Consider the following 17,225-nt stretch of genomic DNA (forward strand, 5'->3'; position numbering starts at 1 on the left):
CATGACCCAACCCACCATCAACCTCAATGCCGACCTGGGCGAAAGTTTCGGCGCCTGGAGCATGGGGAACGACGCTGCGCTGCTGCAAGTCATTGGCAGCGCCAACATCGCCTGTGGCTTTCACGCGGGCGACCCCGTGGTGATGCGCGACACCGTGCGACAAGCGCTGGCCCAGGGCGTGAGCCTGGGCGCGCACCCTGCATTTCCCGACCTGCAAGGCTTTGGCCGGCGCGCGATGCAACTGTCGGCCAAAGAGCTGGAAGCCACCATCCTGTACCAGGTGGGCGCATTGCAGGCCATGGCCGCAGCCGAAGGCGGCCAGGTCACCCACGTCAAACCGCACGGCGCGCTGAGCAACGTCGCTTGCGCCGACGCCGAGGTAGCCGCCACCGTGGCCCGGGCCGTGCGGGCGCTGGACCGCGAACTCATCTTGCTCGCGCCCGCCATCTCGGCACTGGAAGCAGCGGGCTTGGCCACAGGCTTGCGCGTGGCCCGCGAGGTGTTTGCCGACCGCACCTACCAGGCCGACGGCCAGCTCACCCCGCGCTCGCAGCCGGGCGCCGTGCTACACAGCGCCCAGGACTGCGTGCAACACGTGCTGCGCCTGCTTGACGCGCAAGGCATCGTCACCGCCGATGGCCAGCGCCTGCCCACCCGCATCGACAGCATCTGCGTGCATGGTGACGGGCCAGACGCTGTGGCTTCGGCGCAGCAGCTGCGCGCAGCACTGGAAGCCGCGGGCTACCAGCTGGCACCGCTGAACGCGCTGGCCTGAACCCTGGATTTGGGTGGGTATCATCAAAGCCCCTCACTTCAACCCTCTCCCGCTGGCGGGAGCGGGCGCCGGTCCCAGACGCACCGGCACAACCCAAGGATTTCCGTGTTCAAGAATGTAACGATCTACCGCATCGCGCCCGGCTGGGACGTGACGCTGGAAGCGATGGACGCCGCGCTGGACGCGGCGCGTTTTGTGCCCTGCGGGGCCTCGCAAGACAAGTCGGTGGGCTGGGTGGAGCCCCGCGGCGAGCCGCACGGCCCGCTGGTAGAGTCGGTGGCGGGGCAACGCATTTTGAAGCTGATGATCGAAACCAAAAGCGTGCCGGGCTCGGTGGTGCGCGAAAAGGCGCAAGAAGAAGCCGACCACATTGAAGCCGCCACCGGCCGCAAGCCCGGCAAAAAAGAAACCAAGGCCCTGCGCGAAGACGCGCTGCTGGCGCTGCTGCCCCAGGCCTTTCCGCGCCGGGGCGCCACCTGGGTCTGGATCGACCTGGCCAACGGCTGGCTGGTGACCGACGCCAGCAGCCAGGGCAAGCTCGACGAGCTGGTGACCGCGCTAGTGAACGCTTTCAGCGACCTGAGTGTGACGCTGCTGCAAACCCAGGTGACACCCCAAACCGCCATGACGCAATGGCTGTCAGCCACCTCACCCGATGAGTGGCCCGGCCGCTTCAGCGTCGAGCGCGAGTGCGAGCTGAAGTCGGGCGACGAAGAAAAGAGCGTGGTGAAATTCACCCGCCACAACCTCGCCACCGACGAGGTGCGCCAGCACATCACCGAGGGCAAGCTTCCCACGCGCCTGGCCATGAGCTGGGAAGGCCGCATCGGCTTTGTGCTGACCGAATCGCTGCAGCTGAAGAAGCTGGCGTTTCTGGAAGGTGTGTTTGACGACCGGGCCAGCGACGACGAAAGCGGTTTTGACACCGACGTGGCGCTGACCACCGGTGAACTCACCCAACTGATCCCCGAGCTGATCGAAGCGCTGGGCGGCGAAATGGCCTTTGGCGCTGCGCCAGCCGATGCGCCCGCCGCCAGCGGCACCAGCAGTGGTCAAGCGGCCGTCACAGCCGTGGCTGACGGCGACCCGCCGTTCTGAACTCTCCACACCTGACACCACGCGCACACCATGCCCAGCGTCCTTGCCATTTGCCTCGGTGCCTGCCTGGGCGCGCTAGCCCGCTGGCGGCTGAGCCTGTGGCTCAACCAGGGCACAGCCTTGCTGCCCTGGGGCACGCTGACGGCGAACTGGGTGGGCGCTTACCTGGTGGGTTTCGCGGTGGTGGTGTTTCAAAGCCAGACCCAGCTCGACCCGGCCTGGCGCCTCGCCATCATCACCGGGCTGTTGGGTGCGCTGACCACGTTTTCCACCTTTTCGGTGGAGGTGGTGAGCATGTTGCAAAATGGCCGCTGGCTGCTCGCATGGGGCACCGCCAGCCTGCACCTACTGGGCTCGCTGCTGCTCACCTGGGCCGGCATGCGCACCGCCAGTGTGTGGTTCCACACCGGCTGATGCTGAGCGTCTGAATTACTTCAGCACAACGCCCGCAGCGTCTTGCACCTGCACGTTGATCGCAATGCCCTGACGCACGCTCATCGACACGGTGCAAAAATCTTCAAACTGCGCCAGCACGCGGTCCAGGTGCTCCAGCTCGGCGGCGGGTCGGCCCAGCTCCAGCTTCACGTTGATCCCCACGATGCGCAGGCGCTTGTCGGCGTTGCGCCCCATTTCGGGTGTGGCCGTGGCCTTGAGCTCGCCAGGGTCTTGCTTGAACTTCTGCAACGCAAACACCAAGCTCGCACTTAGGCAATTGGCCACAGCAGCCAGCAGCATGTGGTTGGGCGCCGGGCCGCTGCCCTGCCCCAGCGGCTCGGGTTCGTCGGCCAGCATGGTGGCGATGTTGGGGCCGAAATCCACCAAAAATTGGTAGCCCGATTGCCGGGTGATGGTGACGATTGCGTTGTCGCTCATGAGAACTCCAGTCGGTAAGGTGCAAGGCCGTTGATCCGCCTCAATGCGGCAGAGGATCCAGGATCCACCATGTAGCCTTGATAAAAGTCAAAGCTCTAAGGCGGGACATGAACCTATAGTAACAAACCCCCAGGGGTATCAGCCTATCCACCTTGAACCGTGCCTCCGGCGCACACAGGGTCCACGTCACAGGAGACAAGCATGCCCCAAAAAACGCCCACCAACCACTGGCCTGCACTACCAGAACCCGCCCGTAGGCGCTTCCTGACGGGTCTTGCAGCACTGCCCCTGGCCGCTGCCGTGGCGCAAACCAGCACGGCAGCCCGGGCCGACACGGTGAAAACCAGCGCCCGCATTGTGATTGCCGGCGGTGGAGCGGCTGGCCTGACCGCCGCATCGCGCCTGGCTGCTGCGTTGCAGGGCGCCAGCATCACCGTGGTGGATTCCCGCAAGGAACACTATTACCAACCCGGCTTCACCTTGGTGGCGGCGGGTATCAAGCCACAAGCGTACGTGACCTCGCCCACCGGCAGCTACATCCCCAAAGGCGTGGAATGGGTGAACGAGCGCGTGGCTGAAATCGACCCTGAAGGCAACAAAGTGGTCACCGAAAGCGGCAAGGCTGTGCCTTACGACTATCTGATCGTGGCCACTGGGCTGGAGTTGCACTACGCCGGCATTGAAGGCATGGACACTGCGCGCATTGGCCAAAACGGCCTCGGCAGCATCTACCACAGCCCGCAAGCAGCATCGGCCACCTGGGGTGCCCTCAGCCAGTTTGCCGACACCGGGGGCGTGGGCCTGTTTGGCCGCCCGGCGGGTGAAATGAAGTGCGCGGGCGCACCGTTGAAGTACGCCTTTATTTCAGACGACCACCTTCGCCGCCGGGGCAATCGGGGCAAGGCTGAACTGATCTACATGGCCCAGAGCAAGTCGCTGTTTGGCGTGCCCATCGTGGCCGAAAAAGTACGCATGCTGTTTCAGGACCGGGGCGTGAAGGTCAACCACGAACACGTGTTGCAGTCCATCGACCTGGACAAGCGACTGGCCACCTACAAAACCCCCACCGGCACAGCCGAGCAGGCTTACGACTTCATCAACGTGGTGCCGCCCATGCGTGCGCCCGAAGCGGTGCGCAACAGCCCGCTACCCTGGACCGAAGGCCCTTTTGCCGCCGACGGCTGGATGGAGGTGGACCGCGAAACGCTGCGCCACAAGCGCTACCCCAATGTGTTCGGTGTCGGCGACATTGCGGGTGTACCCAAAGGCAAGACGGCGGCCAGCGTGAAATGGCAGGTGCCTGTGGCCATTGCCCACCTGATCGGCGACATCACCGGCAAAGCCTCCACCGAGGTCTACAACGGCTACACCTCGTGCCCGCTGATCACGCGACTGGGCCAGGCCATGCTGATCGAGTTTGACTACAAGGACAACCTCATCACATCCTTCCCCGGCGTGATTGCACCGCTGGAAGAGCTGTGGATCAGCTGGGTCATGAAAACCATGGCGCTCAAACCCACCTACATCAGCATGCTGCGCGGCCGCGCCTGACCCCCAAGGAGAACCCCATGAAAGAACTCGACCCGCTGGTTTTCCTGTCTGTATTTCAAGAAATGCTGGGCTTTTGGCTCTGGATCATGCTGGCCGCTGCGGTGGTGGGCGTGGTGGCGTTTGTCGCCTTGCTGGTGCGCGAACGCGGCCTGGTTTCGCGCCGTCTGGTGCTGTCCGAGGTGCTCGGCATCTTCGGTGGCGGCGTGGCGCTGGTGATCATGGCCCGGGTGTCTTCGTCGGGCTTCACCGACGCGGGTGGCCCGGCCGACTGGTTCCTGATTGCTTTGGTGTACGGCGTGGGCCTGGCAGCCACGGTGGTGCTGGCTTACACGGTGCTGGGCTGGATGTCACCACGTCGCCCGGCTCAATGAGCCTGACAGCCCCATAAAAAACCGCAAGCCGCTGGGTGCCGCTTGCGGTGCTTTTCACCCTGCGTTCAGCCGCCCCCGCGCTGCATATACAGGTCAAACCGTTTCATGAACGCATAGCGCTGCTCGCTGTCCAACCCGTTGAACGCAAAGCTCACGCGCAGCACCGGCATGCGCATGAGCGCGATCACGCGGGGCGGCATGGTCTGCCAGCGCAGTTGCAGGGCGCCGGGCGCAATGCTCACCTGGGCCGACTGGCCTTGCACCTGCCAGCTACAACTGCCAATGGCAGCGGGCAGCCAGCCCAGCCACTCGGACTCGGTGCAGCCCATGTCGCGCTCAAAGGTTTCGGCGTAGCTTGATTGCATGTCAGGGTTTCAACCTCGCGAACAGTGATCGGGACCGGCGCGCAAGGACCACCCCAGAGACACCGCCGGGCTGGCTTTGCCAGACGGCTGGTGCCGCCCCCTTGAGGGGGTCGCGCGCAGCGCGGCGGGGGTGTTTCATCCTCTAGCCGCCGGCAATGGGCGGCCAGATGGCCAGCACATCGCCCTCCACCAGCGTGGCCGTCATGCGCTTTTCGGGCTCGATGTACTTGCCGTTCACCAGCACCAGGTGCACCAGCTTGGGCGGCAAGCCAAAGGGTTCAATGATTTTGCTGATGGGCAGCGCCGGGTCGATGTCGAGCGCAACCTGGTTGCTGCGCCGGGCTTCGGCGGGCAAATAGTCGGTGAGCGTGGCAAACAGTTTCAGCGTGATGTTCATAGGTGCCATTTTCGTTGGCCAACACAATGCGGGAGCAACACCGGCCGCAAGACCGCACACCGTGCCAAGGCACAGCGGGGCCATTGGGCCGGTGGCCATGCGGTCAACGGCGGCGCTCGTCGGCGGCACCACTCCATTGGCCCTGCCCCTGCGCGCTGGCCAGGTAGGCGTCCATCAGCCGGGTCGGGTCGTGCATGAGCTTGTCTTTCCACTCACCCAGGCGCACCTGACCTTCCACCAGCCCACGCATCACGCCCACGTGGTCGGTCCAGCCCACCGAATTGCAGCCCACCATCACATCGTCTTTGAACTGCAGGCTCAGGTGACGGCCCGAGGCCTGATCGGTCAGCTCGGCGTGTTCGCCACCGGGCACGCCCTCCCAGTTGCCAAAGCTGGTGGAAATCATGCCGAGCGTGTCCAACACGTTGATCTGCGTCACGCCTTTCAGATCGGCCCGCTGGCCCGACATGTTGAGCGCGGCCACGCGGGCTTGCTCGGCTGCGTTGGGCTGAATGGCGCTGACGATGGTTTTGCCGCTCACCTTGTCAAAGGCCTCGGCGCAGTCGCCCGCCGCATAAATGCCCGGCACATTGGTTTGCAGGGTTTCGTCGGTCAACACGCCCACCAGGCATCGCACACCGCTGTTTTCCAGAAAACCGATATTGGGCTTGACACCGGTCGCGCTGATCACCAGATCGGCCTCCAGGTGTTCACCCGTGGAGAGCCGCACACGCATCTTGCCGCTGGCTGGGGCCGATGACCCAATGCCCACCACCTCTGCAATTTTCCCCAGCAGGCCAGGCTCGGCGCCGTCACCGCGCTCAATGGCTTCCACCCGCGCACCGGTGTACACCTTCACACCCTTGGTGGCACACCAGTCCTTGATCATGCCGCCGGCCGTGGGGCCCATCATGCGCGGCACCATGCGGTCGCCCATTTCCACCACCGACAGGTCCACCCCGCGCTGCTGCAGCGCTTCCATGATGATGCAGCCAATGAAACCTGCGCCCATTTGCAACACCTTGGCGCCGGGTTGCGCCAGGTTGGCAATGGCGCGTGCGTCGGCCAGGGTCCAGCAGCTGTGCACACCGGGGCCGTTGATGCCGGGAATGGGCGGCGTGGCGGGCGACGAGCCGGTGGCGATCAGCAGCTTGTCAAAAGCCAGGGTGTTGCCGTCGCTCAGCTCCAGCGTGCGCTTGGCCGAGTCCAGCACCTTGGCACGCACACCGCGCAACACGGTGATCTTCAACGTTTCAAAATGGCCCGCCGTGTGGCGCAAATGCGTGCCGTCTTCGCCCACCTTGCCAATCAGCAAATAGGGAATGGCCATGCGCGAGTAAGGCGCTTCGTTTTCGTCACCCACAATGGTGATTCGGTCGTGGGGCGCGTGCTTGCGGATGGTTTCGGCAGCGATGACACCGGCCGGGCCGGCGCCGAGGATGACATGGTGGGTCATGAACGTGTTCTCCAAAAAAAGAAAGCGGCCTCAGGAGACCGCTACTTCGTTGCTTCCGGTCATTGGGGGTCAGAGCACACGCTTTGCGCTTTGCTCCAGTCGGTGATCCGACCCCCAATCACCTGCGTGTCTTCTGGCAACTCAGAGGCTCAGGCGTGCCTTGGTCTCGGCAGTCGGACGGCCTTCCGTGTCCCAGCCGCGGGCAGCGTAGTACTTGGGCAGCATCTCGGGCAGCTTGCTGACCATGCCTTTGGAAGCACCGGTCTTGGCGGCTTCGGTCAACAGGCGCTTGGGCAGGCTGTCGTCCTTTGCGGTGAAGCCAGCGGCGTTGTTGAATTCGCGCTCCATGTTCCAGATGCGCTCACCGATCTTTTCCAGCTCTTCGGTGGTGAATTCTTCGTTGCAAGCGGCTTGCAGTTGCGGTGCCAGGTCGGCCACACCCCAGGCAAAGGTGGTGAACACGCACAGGCCCGACGAGTCAAACGCGGCGGTGGCATCCTGGAACGCCTTCACCAGTTCCGGCTTGCCCTCGGACTCGACCGGGTCGGTCTTGACCGGAATGCCCAGCACTTCAGACGCAATGGTGTAACCGCGCAGGTGGCAGGCGCCCCGGTTGCTGGTGGCGTAAGCCAAGCCAATGCCCTGAATGGCCCGACCGTCGTAGGCCGGGAATTCCTGGCCCTTCACGCTCATCGACAGATCGGGGTGGCCGTACTTCTCGGTCAGGCGCTTGGAGCCCATGCCAATTTCTTTGCCAAAGCCTTCGCCCCGGGCGGTGATTTCAGCGAAGTGCGCCAGCGCTTGTGCCGAGCCGAACTTGGCATCAATGCCCAGTTGCTCTGCGGTCAGCACACCCATTTCATACAGCTCCATCACGGCGCCCACGGTAGCGCCGAAGCTGATCGGGTCAAAGCCCTCTTCGTTGCACAGCAGGTTGGCGTATTGCAGCGCTTCCAGGTCGTTCACACCGTTGGCAGCGCCCAGCGCCCAGGCCGCTTCGTATTCCAGACCGCCGTTGGCGCCCCAGTATTGCGGCTTGTTGGCCACGGTGAAATGGCCCTCGTCCATCTTGCTGATGCGTCCACACGCAATGGTGCAGCCAAAGCAAGCCTGGTTGGTCACCAGGTGCTTCTTGCCGTCGCTTTCGCGCGGCGTCACCATGGCTTCGGCCGAAATGTCCTTGGCGCCTTCGAACTGCACGTCGCGGTGGTTGCGGGTGGGCAGCGCGCCAATTTCGTTGATCACGTTCATGAGCACCTGCGTGCCGTAAGCCGGCAGGCCTTGGCCAGTGACGGCGTTCTCGGCCAGGATTTTCTTTTTCTCGAAGGTGGTCTTCATGAAGGCCTTGGGGTCGCGGATGTTGCCCACGCCCTTGGTGCCGCGCACGGCAATGGCCTTCAGGTTCTTGCTGCCCATGACGGCACCCACGCCCGAGCGGCCGGCGGCGCGGTGCAGGTCGTTCACCACGGCTGCATACAGCACGCCGTTTTCACCGGCCTTGCCGATGCTGGACACACGCACCAGCGGGTCTTGCAGGCTGGACTTGAGGATTTCTTCCGTCTTCCAGACACTTTGACCCCAGAGGTGGCTGGCGTCGCGCAGTTCCACGTCGTCGTCGTTGATGTACAGGTACACCGGCTTTTCCGAGCGACCTTCAAAAATGACCATGTCCCAGCCGGCCATCTTGAATTCGGCGCCCCAGTAGCCGCCTGAATTGGAGCAGGCAATGGCGCCGGTCAGCGGGCCTTTGGTGATGACGGTGTAACGGCCTCCGGTGGAGGCCATGGTGCCGGTCAGCGGGCCGGTGGCCCAGATGATCTTGTTCTCTGGCGACAGCGGATCCACTTTGGGATCGACTTCGTTGATCAGGTATTTGCTACCCAGTCCGCGCGAACCGATGTAGGCACGCGCCCACTCCATGTTCAGCGGTTCGGATTTCACGGTGCCTTCGGTCAGGTTGACGCGAAGGATTTTTCCAGCCCATGACATATTGAGTCTCCTGTGAGTGTGGGTTCAAACGGCAGGCTTAAGCTGCCGAGGGCTGGTTGCCCAGCTTGTCGGCCCACTGTTTCATTTTGTCCATGCCAGTCCAGTTGGCATCGATGAACGTGATGGCGCTGGTCGGGCAGGCTTCCACGCAGGCCGGGTCGCCACCGCACAGGTCGCACTTTTGTACCTTGCCGGTTTCCTGCACGTAGTTGATGGTGCCGAACGGGCAAGCGATGGTGCAGACCTTACAGCCCACGCAGGTGGTTTCGTTCACCACTTTGGCGCCGGTGACCTTGTCCACCGTGATGGCTTCCACCGGGCATGCATGCAGGCACCAGGCTTCGTCGCATTGCGTGCAGGTGTAGGGCACTTTCTTGCCGGTATGGTGAAAGTCAAACACCTTGATGCGGGATTTCGACGTGGCGTAGGTGCCATAGTTCTCGAAAGAACAGGCCATTTCGCACTGCAAGCATCCGGTGCATTTGTCCGGGTTGATGTGCAGGACTTTCTGCATGTGAGGTCTCCTGGTGGGTAGCGGCGCTGCTTGTGCAGTGCCATGCCTATGAAAGGAATTGCCTAGGCATTGTTGAAGGCTTAAGCCACTTTGAGTTCAGGGTTATCCCTAGTCAACTACCCCGCTTCTCATGAAATTCTCAAAATGAAACACGCACGGAGTTGGCATACTTGATGCTGCTTTGAACGGTGTCGCAGACGACCGAACAACAAAGAGAGACACGGCATGAACACAAGCCCGCTACCGCCCGGCACAGCAACCACCACCGACCGCATGGCCCTGATTGAAAGCGCACGGCGTGCGGTTTTGAGTGAAGGCGGCTTGCACGCGGCGCCTTGGGTGGAACCCTGGATCGACCGCTCCTGGCGCCGCTGCCTGGCCCAAGGTTTTCGCCCGCAGCAGGCCCTGGCTTTTCAGGCGGTTTCCGCGCCGGCCACGCACCGCGCCATTGAGGCCAGCCGTCCGCTGCTGCACGCGGCAGCTCCCGTCATTCAGTCGCTCGCGCGGGCTATGGCAGACACCCGCTACTTCGCTATCCTGACCGACGCACAAGGCGTGGTCATTGACGTGAACGGCCCGGTGGACCGCCACAACCCGCAGGCCAGCCTGATCGCCCGTGTGGGTGTGGACCTGTCTGAGCAGGCGGTGGGAACCACCGCCATTGGCGCCACCCTGGCCGAACTGCAACCGGTGTGGCTGCACCGCGGAGAACACTTTTTTGACGACACCGGCATTTACAGCTGCGCCGGTGCACCGCTGTTTGGTCCCGACGGCCGCTGCGTGGGCATGCTCGATCTCACAGGCATCCATGTGGCCGAGCGCCCGGCGCTCAAACACCTGGTGGCGCAGTCGGCCAGACGCATTGAAAACGCACTCACACTGGCGCAACCCCACCAGCTGCTGCTGCGCATCCACTGGCCCGGCAGCTCACCCGACGAAGACAGCGCTGGTCTGGTCTGTGTGGACGCCGACGGCTTTGTGACCGGCACCAACCGCGCCGCCGCTGACATGCTCACCCTGGCACCCGGCGCGCCCTGGCCCCATTGCAGCGACGTGTTTGCGGTGCCGTTTGAAACGCTGTTTGATGACGCCCGCAGCGCAAGCGCTGCGCGTGAACTGCCGTTGTGGTCGGGCCTGCGTCTGGCGGTGTGGAGTCGATTGAGCAACGACCGAGCCCAACCCCAGAACCCGCCACCAGCCAGGCACACCAGCTTGCCGCTGAAAGACGTCGAGACGGCACTCATACGCAAAGCGGTGGAAGACGCGCGCGGCAATGTGATGGAAGCAGCCCGCTCGCTCGGCATCAGCCGTGCCACCGTTTACCGCAAGCTGAGTAGCAAGCGTCCCGGCGGTCCCGCCTGACCCGAAAGGGTTGCCCTCAGGCTGTGGTGAGCGTGAGCTTGTTCTGTCGAAAAATGGCCAGCATTTCTCCAGATGCGTGCAGACGGCGGAAAGCCTCTTCCACCAGCAGCCGGAGCTGGCGATTGCGCGACTTGATCGCGACACCCACCGGCCAGCCACGATCAACCAGATTGCCCAGTTTAATTTCCTCTATACCCAGATGGGCAGGTGAAGCAGCAAGGCGGGCCAGCACGTACTCGCCCTGGGCACGGGTCACATAGGCTGCGGCCACCGTGCCATCCACCACCGCCTGCGCCGCCAGCAAACCGGTGTCGAACAAGCGAACCTGATCTTTCAATATTCCGCCGCCGTAGCCCAACATTGCAGAGGTCAGGCCCATGCCGCGCTCTCCTGCCAGGGGCAGTCCTTTGAGGTCGTCTGGGGTCTCCACGCGTTGCAAGCGCCGACGGTCGACCAGCAAAACGGGAACCTCTTTCTGGTAGGTGCCGAAAATGAAGGCCAGGCGATCGGCCATCATGAGGTGCATGTCAACAGGGACGCGCATCAGCAGATCTGCCGGGCCATGGCCCAGGTAGTGCCCTCGGGTCACCATGTTGCGCAGATCGCCATGCATGTCTTCCGCCGCCTGAAAAGGCAGCAGGGAGAGGCCCAGGCCCATTTCACGCGTCAAAGCACGGGCAATGTCGATATCGAGCCCTTGCATGTTGGCGGGCGGTCCGTAGGAATAGGGTTCGTTGTCTTTGTAGACGGCGACGATGAGTGATCCGCGCTGTTTGATGACCTCGAACTCAGAAGGCTCACCATCGTCAGGCCGCTGGGCCAATGACAAGGGCGCCACGGTGGAGCACAGGGCAGCGGCAAGCACCTGACGGCGGCTCGGGTACGCCGAGCCGCCGCTGGGCAATGGGGGGGCGGGGGTGTCGTGCTGGTTCAATTTGGTCTCCTGTGCGGGTTGGGCAAATCGTCGCCTGGAAGTGGTGCTCTAGCCTGCCCAGACGGCCGGGATCCACTCGGACCCGCCGCACTCGGGCAAACACTCAGAGGGCATCAGGGTTCGCGACGCGTTTCGAGGTAGGCCTTGATGGTCCAGATGGCTTCCTGCGACAAGGTGCTTTCAAAGGGTGGCATGTAGACGCGTCCATCCCGCACACGACCGCGGCGCACGGTGGCCACATAGAACTCGTCCATTTCTTTGAAACACGCCTTCTTCTTGGCTTCGTCTGCCATGCCCGTGCACTCTTGGTCAAACTTGCGCAAGTCAGGAGAAATACCCCCTGAGATGGCTTCGAGCCCGTGGCAACGCGCGCAGTTCTGGTTGTAGGCCGAGGAACCGATGCGCAAGGCTTCCTTGTACTCCGGTGCGCCGGTGGTGTACGGGTTGCTGTCCAGCCATTTTTCGCCCAGCTTGGGCAGCGTGCTTGTGTCAACCGCCTGGGGGGTGACATCCCCATGGGCATGGACCACCGCGGCGAGACCCGCACACAAGGCCAGGCCAAGGGCCCAGCGGCCCAGAAGTTGGATACGAAAATGGATGGGATATTTCATGGGTTTGTCTCCGAAGACTGAAAGCTGAAAAACGGGTACGCAACCCTCTTCAGCAATATGCAGGCCAGGCACACTTTGGGCCAAAGCAACGCCCTGCCAGCGCCCCGAGAAGGTTTCAGTTACACGCTAGACAAGAGCCATCGCGCAACACCAGTGTTGCAATTTGAAGCAGAAATATCTCCCCCTGGTACAGACGCAGCCCGCTGTGAGCCAACACATGGGGTGGGCGCGCCTGTGGCGAGCAATTTGCTTTGTCTGGAACACTCCAGCGCCACGGTCTGGAGCAACCAAGGGAAAGCCTGTGTTGATCCCTGACACAGATGCGAGGACAATGAAATGCAAGAAATCAAAAAAGTTGATCCGTCTTCGACGGGCACATCTCATGAGATGTTGCCGTGGGGAATGGATCCCTGGGACACCTTGACCCCGGTAGCAGGAGACGACATGAACGGCGGGATGCAGATGCACGGCATGGGCCGCCCGAAGGGTGGCCACAACATGTCCAATGACCTAAAAGGCACGGATGCGGGCTTGATCTCTCAGTCGCATCGGCGTTCGCTCGCGCACGGCCTGTCGGCACAGGACGAACCCGATTTTTCCAGCCCCGGACGCGGGCTACTGGCCGACGTGCTGGAGGAGAACAAGTTTCTTTTCCAGCACGCGGCGCCCGTCATGGAGACCCTGTACGACCAGATCGTCAACACCCACAGCATGGTGCTGCTGACGTCGGCACGTGGCATGGTGCTGCACTCGCTGGGCGACACCGACTTCCTTGAAAAAGCCTCACAGGTGGCGCTGACCCCGGGCATGGATTGGTCTGAAGAAAACAAAGGGACGAACGCTATTGGCACCGCCCTGACCGAGCAAGAAGCGCTCACGGTGCACGGCAGCCAGCACTACCTGAACGCCAACAAATTCCTCACCTGTTCAGCGGCCCCCATCTTTGACCCTTATGGCCAGGTCATTGGCGCGCTGGACGTGACCGGAGACCACCGCAGCGTGCACCAGCACACGCTGGCGCTGGTGCGCATGTCGGCGCAGATGATCGAAAACCACATGTTTGCCGACATCTTCCCCAAAGCCATCCGCATCCACTTTCACACGCGATCGGAATTTCTGGGCACGCTGGTGGAGGGCATCGCGGTGTTCTCACCCGAGGGGCGGTTCCTTTCGGCCAACCGCAGCGCGCAGTTCCAGATGGGGCTGCCGTACAGCGCGCTCAAGGCACACACGTTTTCGTCGCTGTTCGGCATGTCGGTGTCGGCGCTCTTCGAACGCTTCAGCGGTGCGCTGCCCAACCCGAAACAACTCTGTTTGCACAACGGCGTGTCGGTGTGGTGCCGCATGAAAGCCAAGGCGGCCAACGCATGGTCAGGCTCGGTGACCAGTGCTACCGCACAAGGCATGTCCAGCCCCGCAGACATGCGTTCTGGCGATGCACCCGGCACAGCCGCTTCTGCACCCGCGCCCCTGAAGCAAACAGGTAAAAAAATGCAGTTTTCCTCCCTGCACTACCTCGACACGGGTGACCGGCAGGTGTCGTCGGTGATCCACAAGTTGCGCATGGTCTCGGGGCGGGACATTCCCATCATGATCCTGGGCGAAACCGGCACCGGCAAAGACCTGCTGGCGCAAGCCATTCATGGCGATTCCACCCGGTCTGCGCAGCCCTTTGTGTCGGTCAATTGCGCCTCCATTCCAGACACGCTGATCGAGTCGGAGCTGTTTGGCTACGAAGAAGGTGCCTTCACCGGTGCGCGCAAAAAAGGCTCCATTGGCAAGATCTTGCAAGCCCATGGCGGCACCCTGTTTCTGGACGAAATCGGTGACATGCCCAAGCACCTGCAGGCGCGGCTGCTGCGGGTGCTGCAAGAGCGCAAAGTCAGCCCGCTGGGCGCAGGCAAAGAGGTGGATGTGGACGTGGCGGTGGTCAGCGCCACCCACAAAAACCTCAAAGACATGATCGCCCGGGGCGAGTTTCGGGAAGACCTTTACTACCGCCTCAATGGACTGGTGGTGCGATTGCCTGCGCTGCGCGAGCGGTCCGACTTCGACCTGGTGGTGCAAAAGATTCTCAAGTCGCTGTGTGAAAACGGAGAGCATGTGGGCATCTCGCCCGAGGTCATGGGCGTGTTCAAACGCTACCACTGGCCCGGCAATTTCCGGCAACTGCACAACCTGCTGCGTACAGCCGTGGTGATGGTGGGCTGTCAGGGTGAGATCGCTTTTGACCACCTGCCCGACGATTTCATGGAAGAACTGGAACACGGGCCGGCTGAAACCCGACTGACCCCGCCCATGCACATGTTTGCCTCTGAGGCGCTGCAGTCCAGCCCTTCAGACACCACGGCCATGCCCGAGCCAGAAGGGCACCGGCTGCAAGACGTGGCGCTCGGTGCCATGGCGCAAATGCTGCGGCTGCACAAGGGCAATGTGTCGGCCGCCGCCAAGGCGCTGGGCGTGTCGCGCAACACCATCTACCGCAAGAAAGACCAGCTACCCCCCGATGTGCTGGGCTAGCCACGCGGTACACCCGCAGCGTTGGACTCACTGCCCCTGAAGAGGCTGCATTTGCCCCGGAAGCGGAACGGCGCTGTGAGCACCCTGCTCCATCCAAACCGGCTCCAGTTCGCGCCAGGCGCGCTGCACATTGAAGGCATGGCGTTCGGCGTAGCCCGCCCAAGATCGGTAAGCAGGCAAGTCAACCACACCCGCCTCCTGCGGCTGACGGCCTTCGTCCATGGCGCGCAAAACACCCTGGCGCAACGCCAGCAAATAGGCCCGCGTGCCCAGCAGCGCTGAAGGCGCCTGTCCCGGGTCTGCGGCAACCGACACCACCGTGGCCACCACCTGGGTTGGGCCCAGCGCTTGCAGACGGTCCAGCGCATCCAGCCAGCCGTCCAGCCGGCCCTGCGCCAGCTCCGGAATGCGCTCGCCGTACACCAAGCCGCCAGCCCACAACAGGCGGTTTTCGGCATTCCACAGCACCAGATCCCCTTCGGTGTGCCCTCGCTCAACCGGCATCACCTCCAGCACCAAGGGGCCCAGCACCAACCGCTGCCCCTCTTGCAAAGTGTGGGTGGGCAAAACGATGTGGGTGCCCGCCATGGCTGCAACCCCCACACGCGCCGTCAAACTGGCCAGGCAACCCGGGCAGCGCTGCTGCATCGCCGTGCGGGTGGCTTCGCTGGCCCAAACCGTCAGCTGTCCGGCGACCATCCGATCGGCAAACGCTGAGTTGGCGAGCACGTTTTCCGCGTGGGCATGGGTGTTGACGATCCACTGCACCTCGGCGCCGAAACGACACGCCAACGAGCTGCGCACACGCTCGCCATGGCGTTGGCTGGGCCCCGGGTCGATCACCAGTGCGTGTGCGCCCGCCACCAGCGCTGTGGTCGGCGCAACATGTCCTTCATTCAGTGCCGACACTTCCCCTTGAGCCGCAGGGTGCCAGACCCAGACACCGGGAGCCAGGGCTTGCCAAGGCACCGCTGGGGAAGCCTCGCAACTTTCAGCGGGCGTACCTGCGTATGCCGTGGGCCACAGGGCAGCCGCAGCCCACAGAACCAAGGCCCAGAACCTGCTGCGCCCCCAGCGCGAGCGCCTGAATGCCATCACCTGGTGCTCCGTACACGGACGCGCAAAGCACTCAGCATGTCGGGCTCATGCCCCAGGTGCCCGCTACACGGCCCCATCAAGGTCACTGCCCCAGGCGCTGTGCGTTGCCCCAGGGCGACCCAGCTGCGGCTGTTGGCGGGCGGACAGATGGCGTCAAACCGCCCGTGCACCCAGTCCACCGCAACGCCCTGCTGGGCCAGGCTCAGCACCGCCCGGTCCAGCCCGCCCGGCCGCACAAAGCCCCGATGCAACAAGTAGTGCGACTGGATGCGGAATTTGTTCAAAGACCGCTGGTCAGCTTGATTCATGCTCGGACGCTTCACTTCGGCCTGGGCCCGCCGCTGCTGGCGATGCAGCGCACTCCAGCCGCGTCGTATGGCAGTCGCCAAAACAGGCTCCTGTCGGCCTGGCGCTTGCATGGCGTGGCGCAGGCTGCGCCGCATGCCCCGGCCCGCGGCCTCGGTTTCCAGCAGGTTCCAGCGCCGCAACACGCGCAACGATGCAACACTGGGTGTTCCAGATTGAAGCAGTTGCTTCAGCCGCGCCAGCAATGGCGGCAAAGCATGGCCCGCCGAGGTGGGCCAATGGGGCTCCGCACCCAAGCTGCGCATCACGCCAGGGCTGGGCTGCAACAAGCCCCCCACTTCGCACCGCCGCAACGCAAAGGCACCGCGCAGCACCAGCCGCTTCACCCGCTCGGGATGCGCCTGCGCATAAGCCAGGGCCACCACCGTGCCCCACGAACCGGCCAGCACAGCCCAGCGCTCCACCCCCAGGTGCACCCGCAACGCCTCGAGGTCGGCCACCAGGGCAGGGGTGGTGTTGGCCGTGGTTTTGCCCTGTGGGCGGCTGGCACCGCAGCCGCGCTGGTCGGGCGCAATGGCCCACTGGCGCGCCAGGTCCAGCGGCGCCAGCATACCGGGCTGGCAACTGCTGCCCGGGCCTCCATGCAGCAGCAACCAGGGCTCGCCGGCGGGGTTGCCCACAGCACGCCATGCCATGTGGTGCCCCCGGCCCACCGACAGGTAGCGCGGCGCTGGCCAGGCACTGCCGCGAACGGCAAGCTTCGCAGGCTCAGGGTTGACCCTAGGTTGGACTTTCATGGCATTTATATTGCTTAATAACCTCGCGGCTTGATGTGCAGTGGTGCTGACAAGTTTGCAGACATGTTTCATGCCAACCCACTTTTGGAGACCTGACTATGCAATGGACCACCCCCGCTTTCACCGACCTTCGCTTCGGTTTCGAGATCACGATGTACATCGCCAACCGCTGATCCAGCACCGATCTGCAACCAGGCGCACGGGTGAA

General features: G+C 63.3%; 18 protein-coding genes. 8 read left to right on the forward strand and 10 right to left on the reverse strand.

The genetic code is table 11. The features are described 5' to 3' along the window. The first annotated feature begins 1 nt into the window (after nucleotide 1). From AC4QBL_RS10700 to crcB, 3 genes are all read left to right on the forward strand, one after another. The gene (locus AC4QBL_RS10700) at nucleotides 2–775 is read left to right on the forward strand and encodes a LamB/YcsF family protein (protein WP_472906867.1); all 774 of its coding nucleotides are present in this window, start codon (nucleotides 2–4) and stop codon (nucleotides 773–775) included. Nucleotides 776–880: 105 nt separating this feature from the next. Continuing rightward, nucleotides 881–1,873: a recombination-associated protein RdgC gene (locus AC4QBL_RS10705; protein ID WP_472906868.1), complete on the forward strand. Its 993-nt coding sequence runs from the start codon at nucleotides 881–883 to the stop codon at nucleotides 1,871–1,873. A 30-nt stretch (nucleotides 1,874–1,903) separates the two neighbouring features. Beyond that, entirely contained in the window at nucleotides 1,904–2,287 is a 384-nt protein-coding gene (gene crcB / locus AC4QBL_RS10710) for a fluoride efflux transporter CrcB (protein ID WP_472906869.1), read from the forward strand. Nucleotides 2,288–2,302: 15 nt separating this feature from the next. Here the strand turns inward: crcB and AC4QBL_RS10715 are convergent, their stop codons facing one another. Further along, complete coding sequence (locus AC4QBL_RS10715) at nucleotides 2,303–2,746, reverse strand: OsmC family protein (protein ID WP_472906870.1); 444 nt, start codon at nucleotides 2,744–2,746, stop codon at nucleotides 2,303–2,305. A gap of 201 nt (nucleotides 2,747–2,947) precedes the next feature. Here AC4QBL_RS10715 and AC4QBL_RS10720 point away from each other — a divergent pair, with 201 nt between their 5' ends. Both AC4QBL_RS10720 and AC4QBL_RS10725 read left to right on the forward strand, forming a co-directional pair. Next, the gene (locus tag AC4QBL_RS10720; RefSeq protein WP_472906871.1) at nucleotides 2,948–4,297 is read left to right on the forward strand and encodes an NAD(P)/FAD-dependent oxidoreductase; all 1,350 of its coding nucleotides are present in this window, start codon (nucleotides 2,948–2,950) and stop codon (nucleotides 4,295–4,297) included. Between the two features lie 17 nt (nucleotides 4,298–4,314). Further along, nucleotides 4,315–4,668, forward strand: a complete 354-nt coding sequence (locus AC4QBL_RS10725) for a DUF5368 domain-containing protein (protein ID WP_472902040.1) — start codon at nucleotides 4,315–4,317, stop codon at nucleotides 4,666–4,668. A gap of 65 nt (nucleotides 4,669–4,733) precedes the next feature. On the opposite strand, the gene AC4QBL_RS10730 is transcribed toward AC4QBL_RS10725, so the two are convergent. From AC4QBL_RS10730 to AC4QBL_RS10750, 5 genes are all read right to left on the reverse strand, one after another. Next, the gene (locus AC4QBL_RS10730; protein ID WP_472906872.1) at nucleotides 4,734–5,033 is read right to left on the reverse strand and encodes a hypothetical protein; all 300 of its coding nucleotides are present in this window, start codon (nucleotides 5,031–5,033) and stop codon (nucleotides 4,734–4,736) included. A gap of 142 nt (nucleotides 5,034–5,175) precedes the next feature. Continuing rightward, nucleotides 5,176–5,430, reverse strand: a complete 255-nt coding sequence (gene thiS / locus AC4QBL_RS10735; RefSeq protein ID WP_472906873.1) for a sulfur carrier protein ThiS — start codon at nucleotides 5,428–5,430, stop codon at nucleotides 5,176–5,178. A 103-nt stretch (nucleotides 5,431–5,533) separates the two neighbouring features. After that, nucleotides 5,534–6,886: an NAD(P)/FAD-dependent oxidoreductase gene (locus AC4QBL_RS10740; RefSeq protein WP_472906874.1), complete on the reverse strand. Its 1,353-nt coding sequence runs from the start codon at nucleotides 6,884–6,886 to the stop codon at nucleotides 5,534–5,536. Between the two features lie 141 nt (nucleotides 6,887–7,027). Then, the gene (locus tag AC4QBL_RS10745) at nucleotides 7,028–8,875 is read right to left on the reverse strand and encodes an aldehyde ferredoxin oxidoreductase family protein (protein WP_472902036.1); all 1,848 of its coding nucleotides are present in this window, start codon (nucleotides 8,873–8,875) and stop codon (nucleotides 7,028–7,030) included. 37 nt (nucleotides 8,876–8,912) lie between these two features. Continuing rightward, nucleotides 8,913–9,389, reverse strand: coding sequence for a 4Fe-4S dicluster domain-containing protein (locus AC4QBL_RS10750; protein ID WP_439113511.1), 477 nt, complete (start codon nucleotides 9,387–9,389; stop codon nucleotides 8,913–8,915). A gap of 225 nt (nucleotides 9,390–9,614) precedes the next feature. On the opposite strand from AC4QBL_RS10750, the gene AC4QBL_RS10755 reads away from it, so the two are divergent. Next, complete coding sequence (locus tag AC4QBL_RS10755) at nucleotides 9,615–10,751, forward strand: helix-turn-helix domain-containing protein (protein ID WP_472906875.1); 1,137 nt, start codon at nucleotides 9,615–9,617, stop codon at nucleotides 10,749–10,751. Nucleotides 10,752–10,767: 16 nt separating this feature from the next. On the opposite strand, the gene AC4QBL_RS10760 is transcribed toward AC4QBL_RS10755, so the two are convergent. Continuing rightward, nucleotides 10,768–11,685, reverse strand: a complete 918-nt coding sequence (locus AC4QBL_RS10760; protein ID WP_472906876.1) for a substrate-binding periplasmic protein — start codon at nucleotides 11,683–11,685, stop codon at nucleotides 10,768–10,770. 113 nt (nucleotides 11,686–11,798) lie between these two features. Then, nucleotides 11,799–12,296 carry a cytochrome c-550 PedF gene (pedF, locus tag AC4QBL_RS10765; protein ID WP_472906877.1) on the reverse strand — a complete coding sequence of 166 codons (498 nt, stop codon included), beginning with the start codon at nucleotides 12,294–12,296 and terminating at the stop codon, nucleotides 11,799–11,801. 444 nt (nucleotides 12,297–12,740) lie between these two features. On the opposite strand from pedF, the gene AC4QBL_RS10770 reads away from it, so the two are divergent. Next, nucleotides 12,741–14,816 (forward strand): sigma-54-dependent Fis family transcriptional regulator, encoded by a 2,076-nt coding sequence (locus AC4QBL_RS10770; protein WP_472906878.1) that lies wholly within the window; start codon nucleotides 12,741–12,743, stop codon nucleotides 14,814–14,816. Nucleotides 14,817–14,843: 27 nt separating this feature from the next. Here the strand turns inward: AC4QBL_RS10770 and AC4QBL_RS10775 are convergent, their stop codons facing one another. Both AC4QBL_RS10775 and AC4QBL_RS10780 read right to left on the reverse strand, forming a co-directional pair. Next, nucleotides 14,844–15,725, reverse strand: a complete 882-nt coding sequence (locus tag AC4QBL_RS10775) for an MBL fold metallo-hydrolase (protein WP_472902032.1) — start codon at nucleotides 15,723–15,725, stop codon at nucleotides 14,844–14,846. Nucleotides 15,726–15,910: 185 nt separating this feature from the next. After that, entirely contained in the window at nucleotides 15,911–17,017 is a 1,107-nt protein-coding gene (locus AC4QBL_RS10780; protein WP_472906879.1) for an alpha/beta fold hydrolase, read from the reverse strand. A 98-nt stretch (nucleotides 17,018–17,115) separates the two neighbouring features. Between AC4QBL_RS10780 and pqqA the strand changes: the two genes are divergently transcribed. Continuing rightward, entirely contained in the window at nucleotides 17,116–17,190 is a 75-nt protein-coding gene (gene pqqA, locus AC4QBL_RS10785) for a pyrroloquinoline quinone precursor peptide PqqA (RefSeq protein ID WP_068167214.1), read from the forward strand. The last annotated feature ends 35 nt before the right edge of the window (nucleotides 17,191–17,225 follow it).

Source organism: Hydrogenophaga sp. L99 (assembly GCF_058731905.1).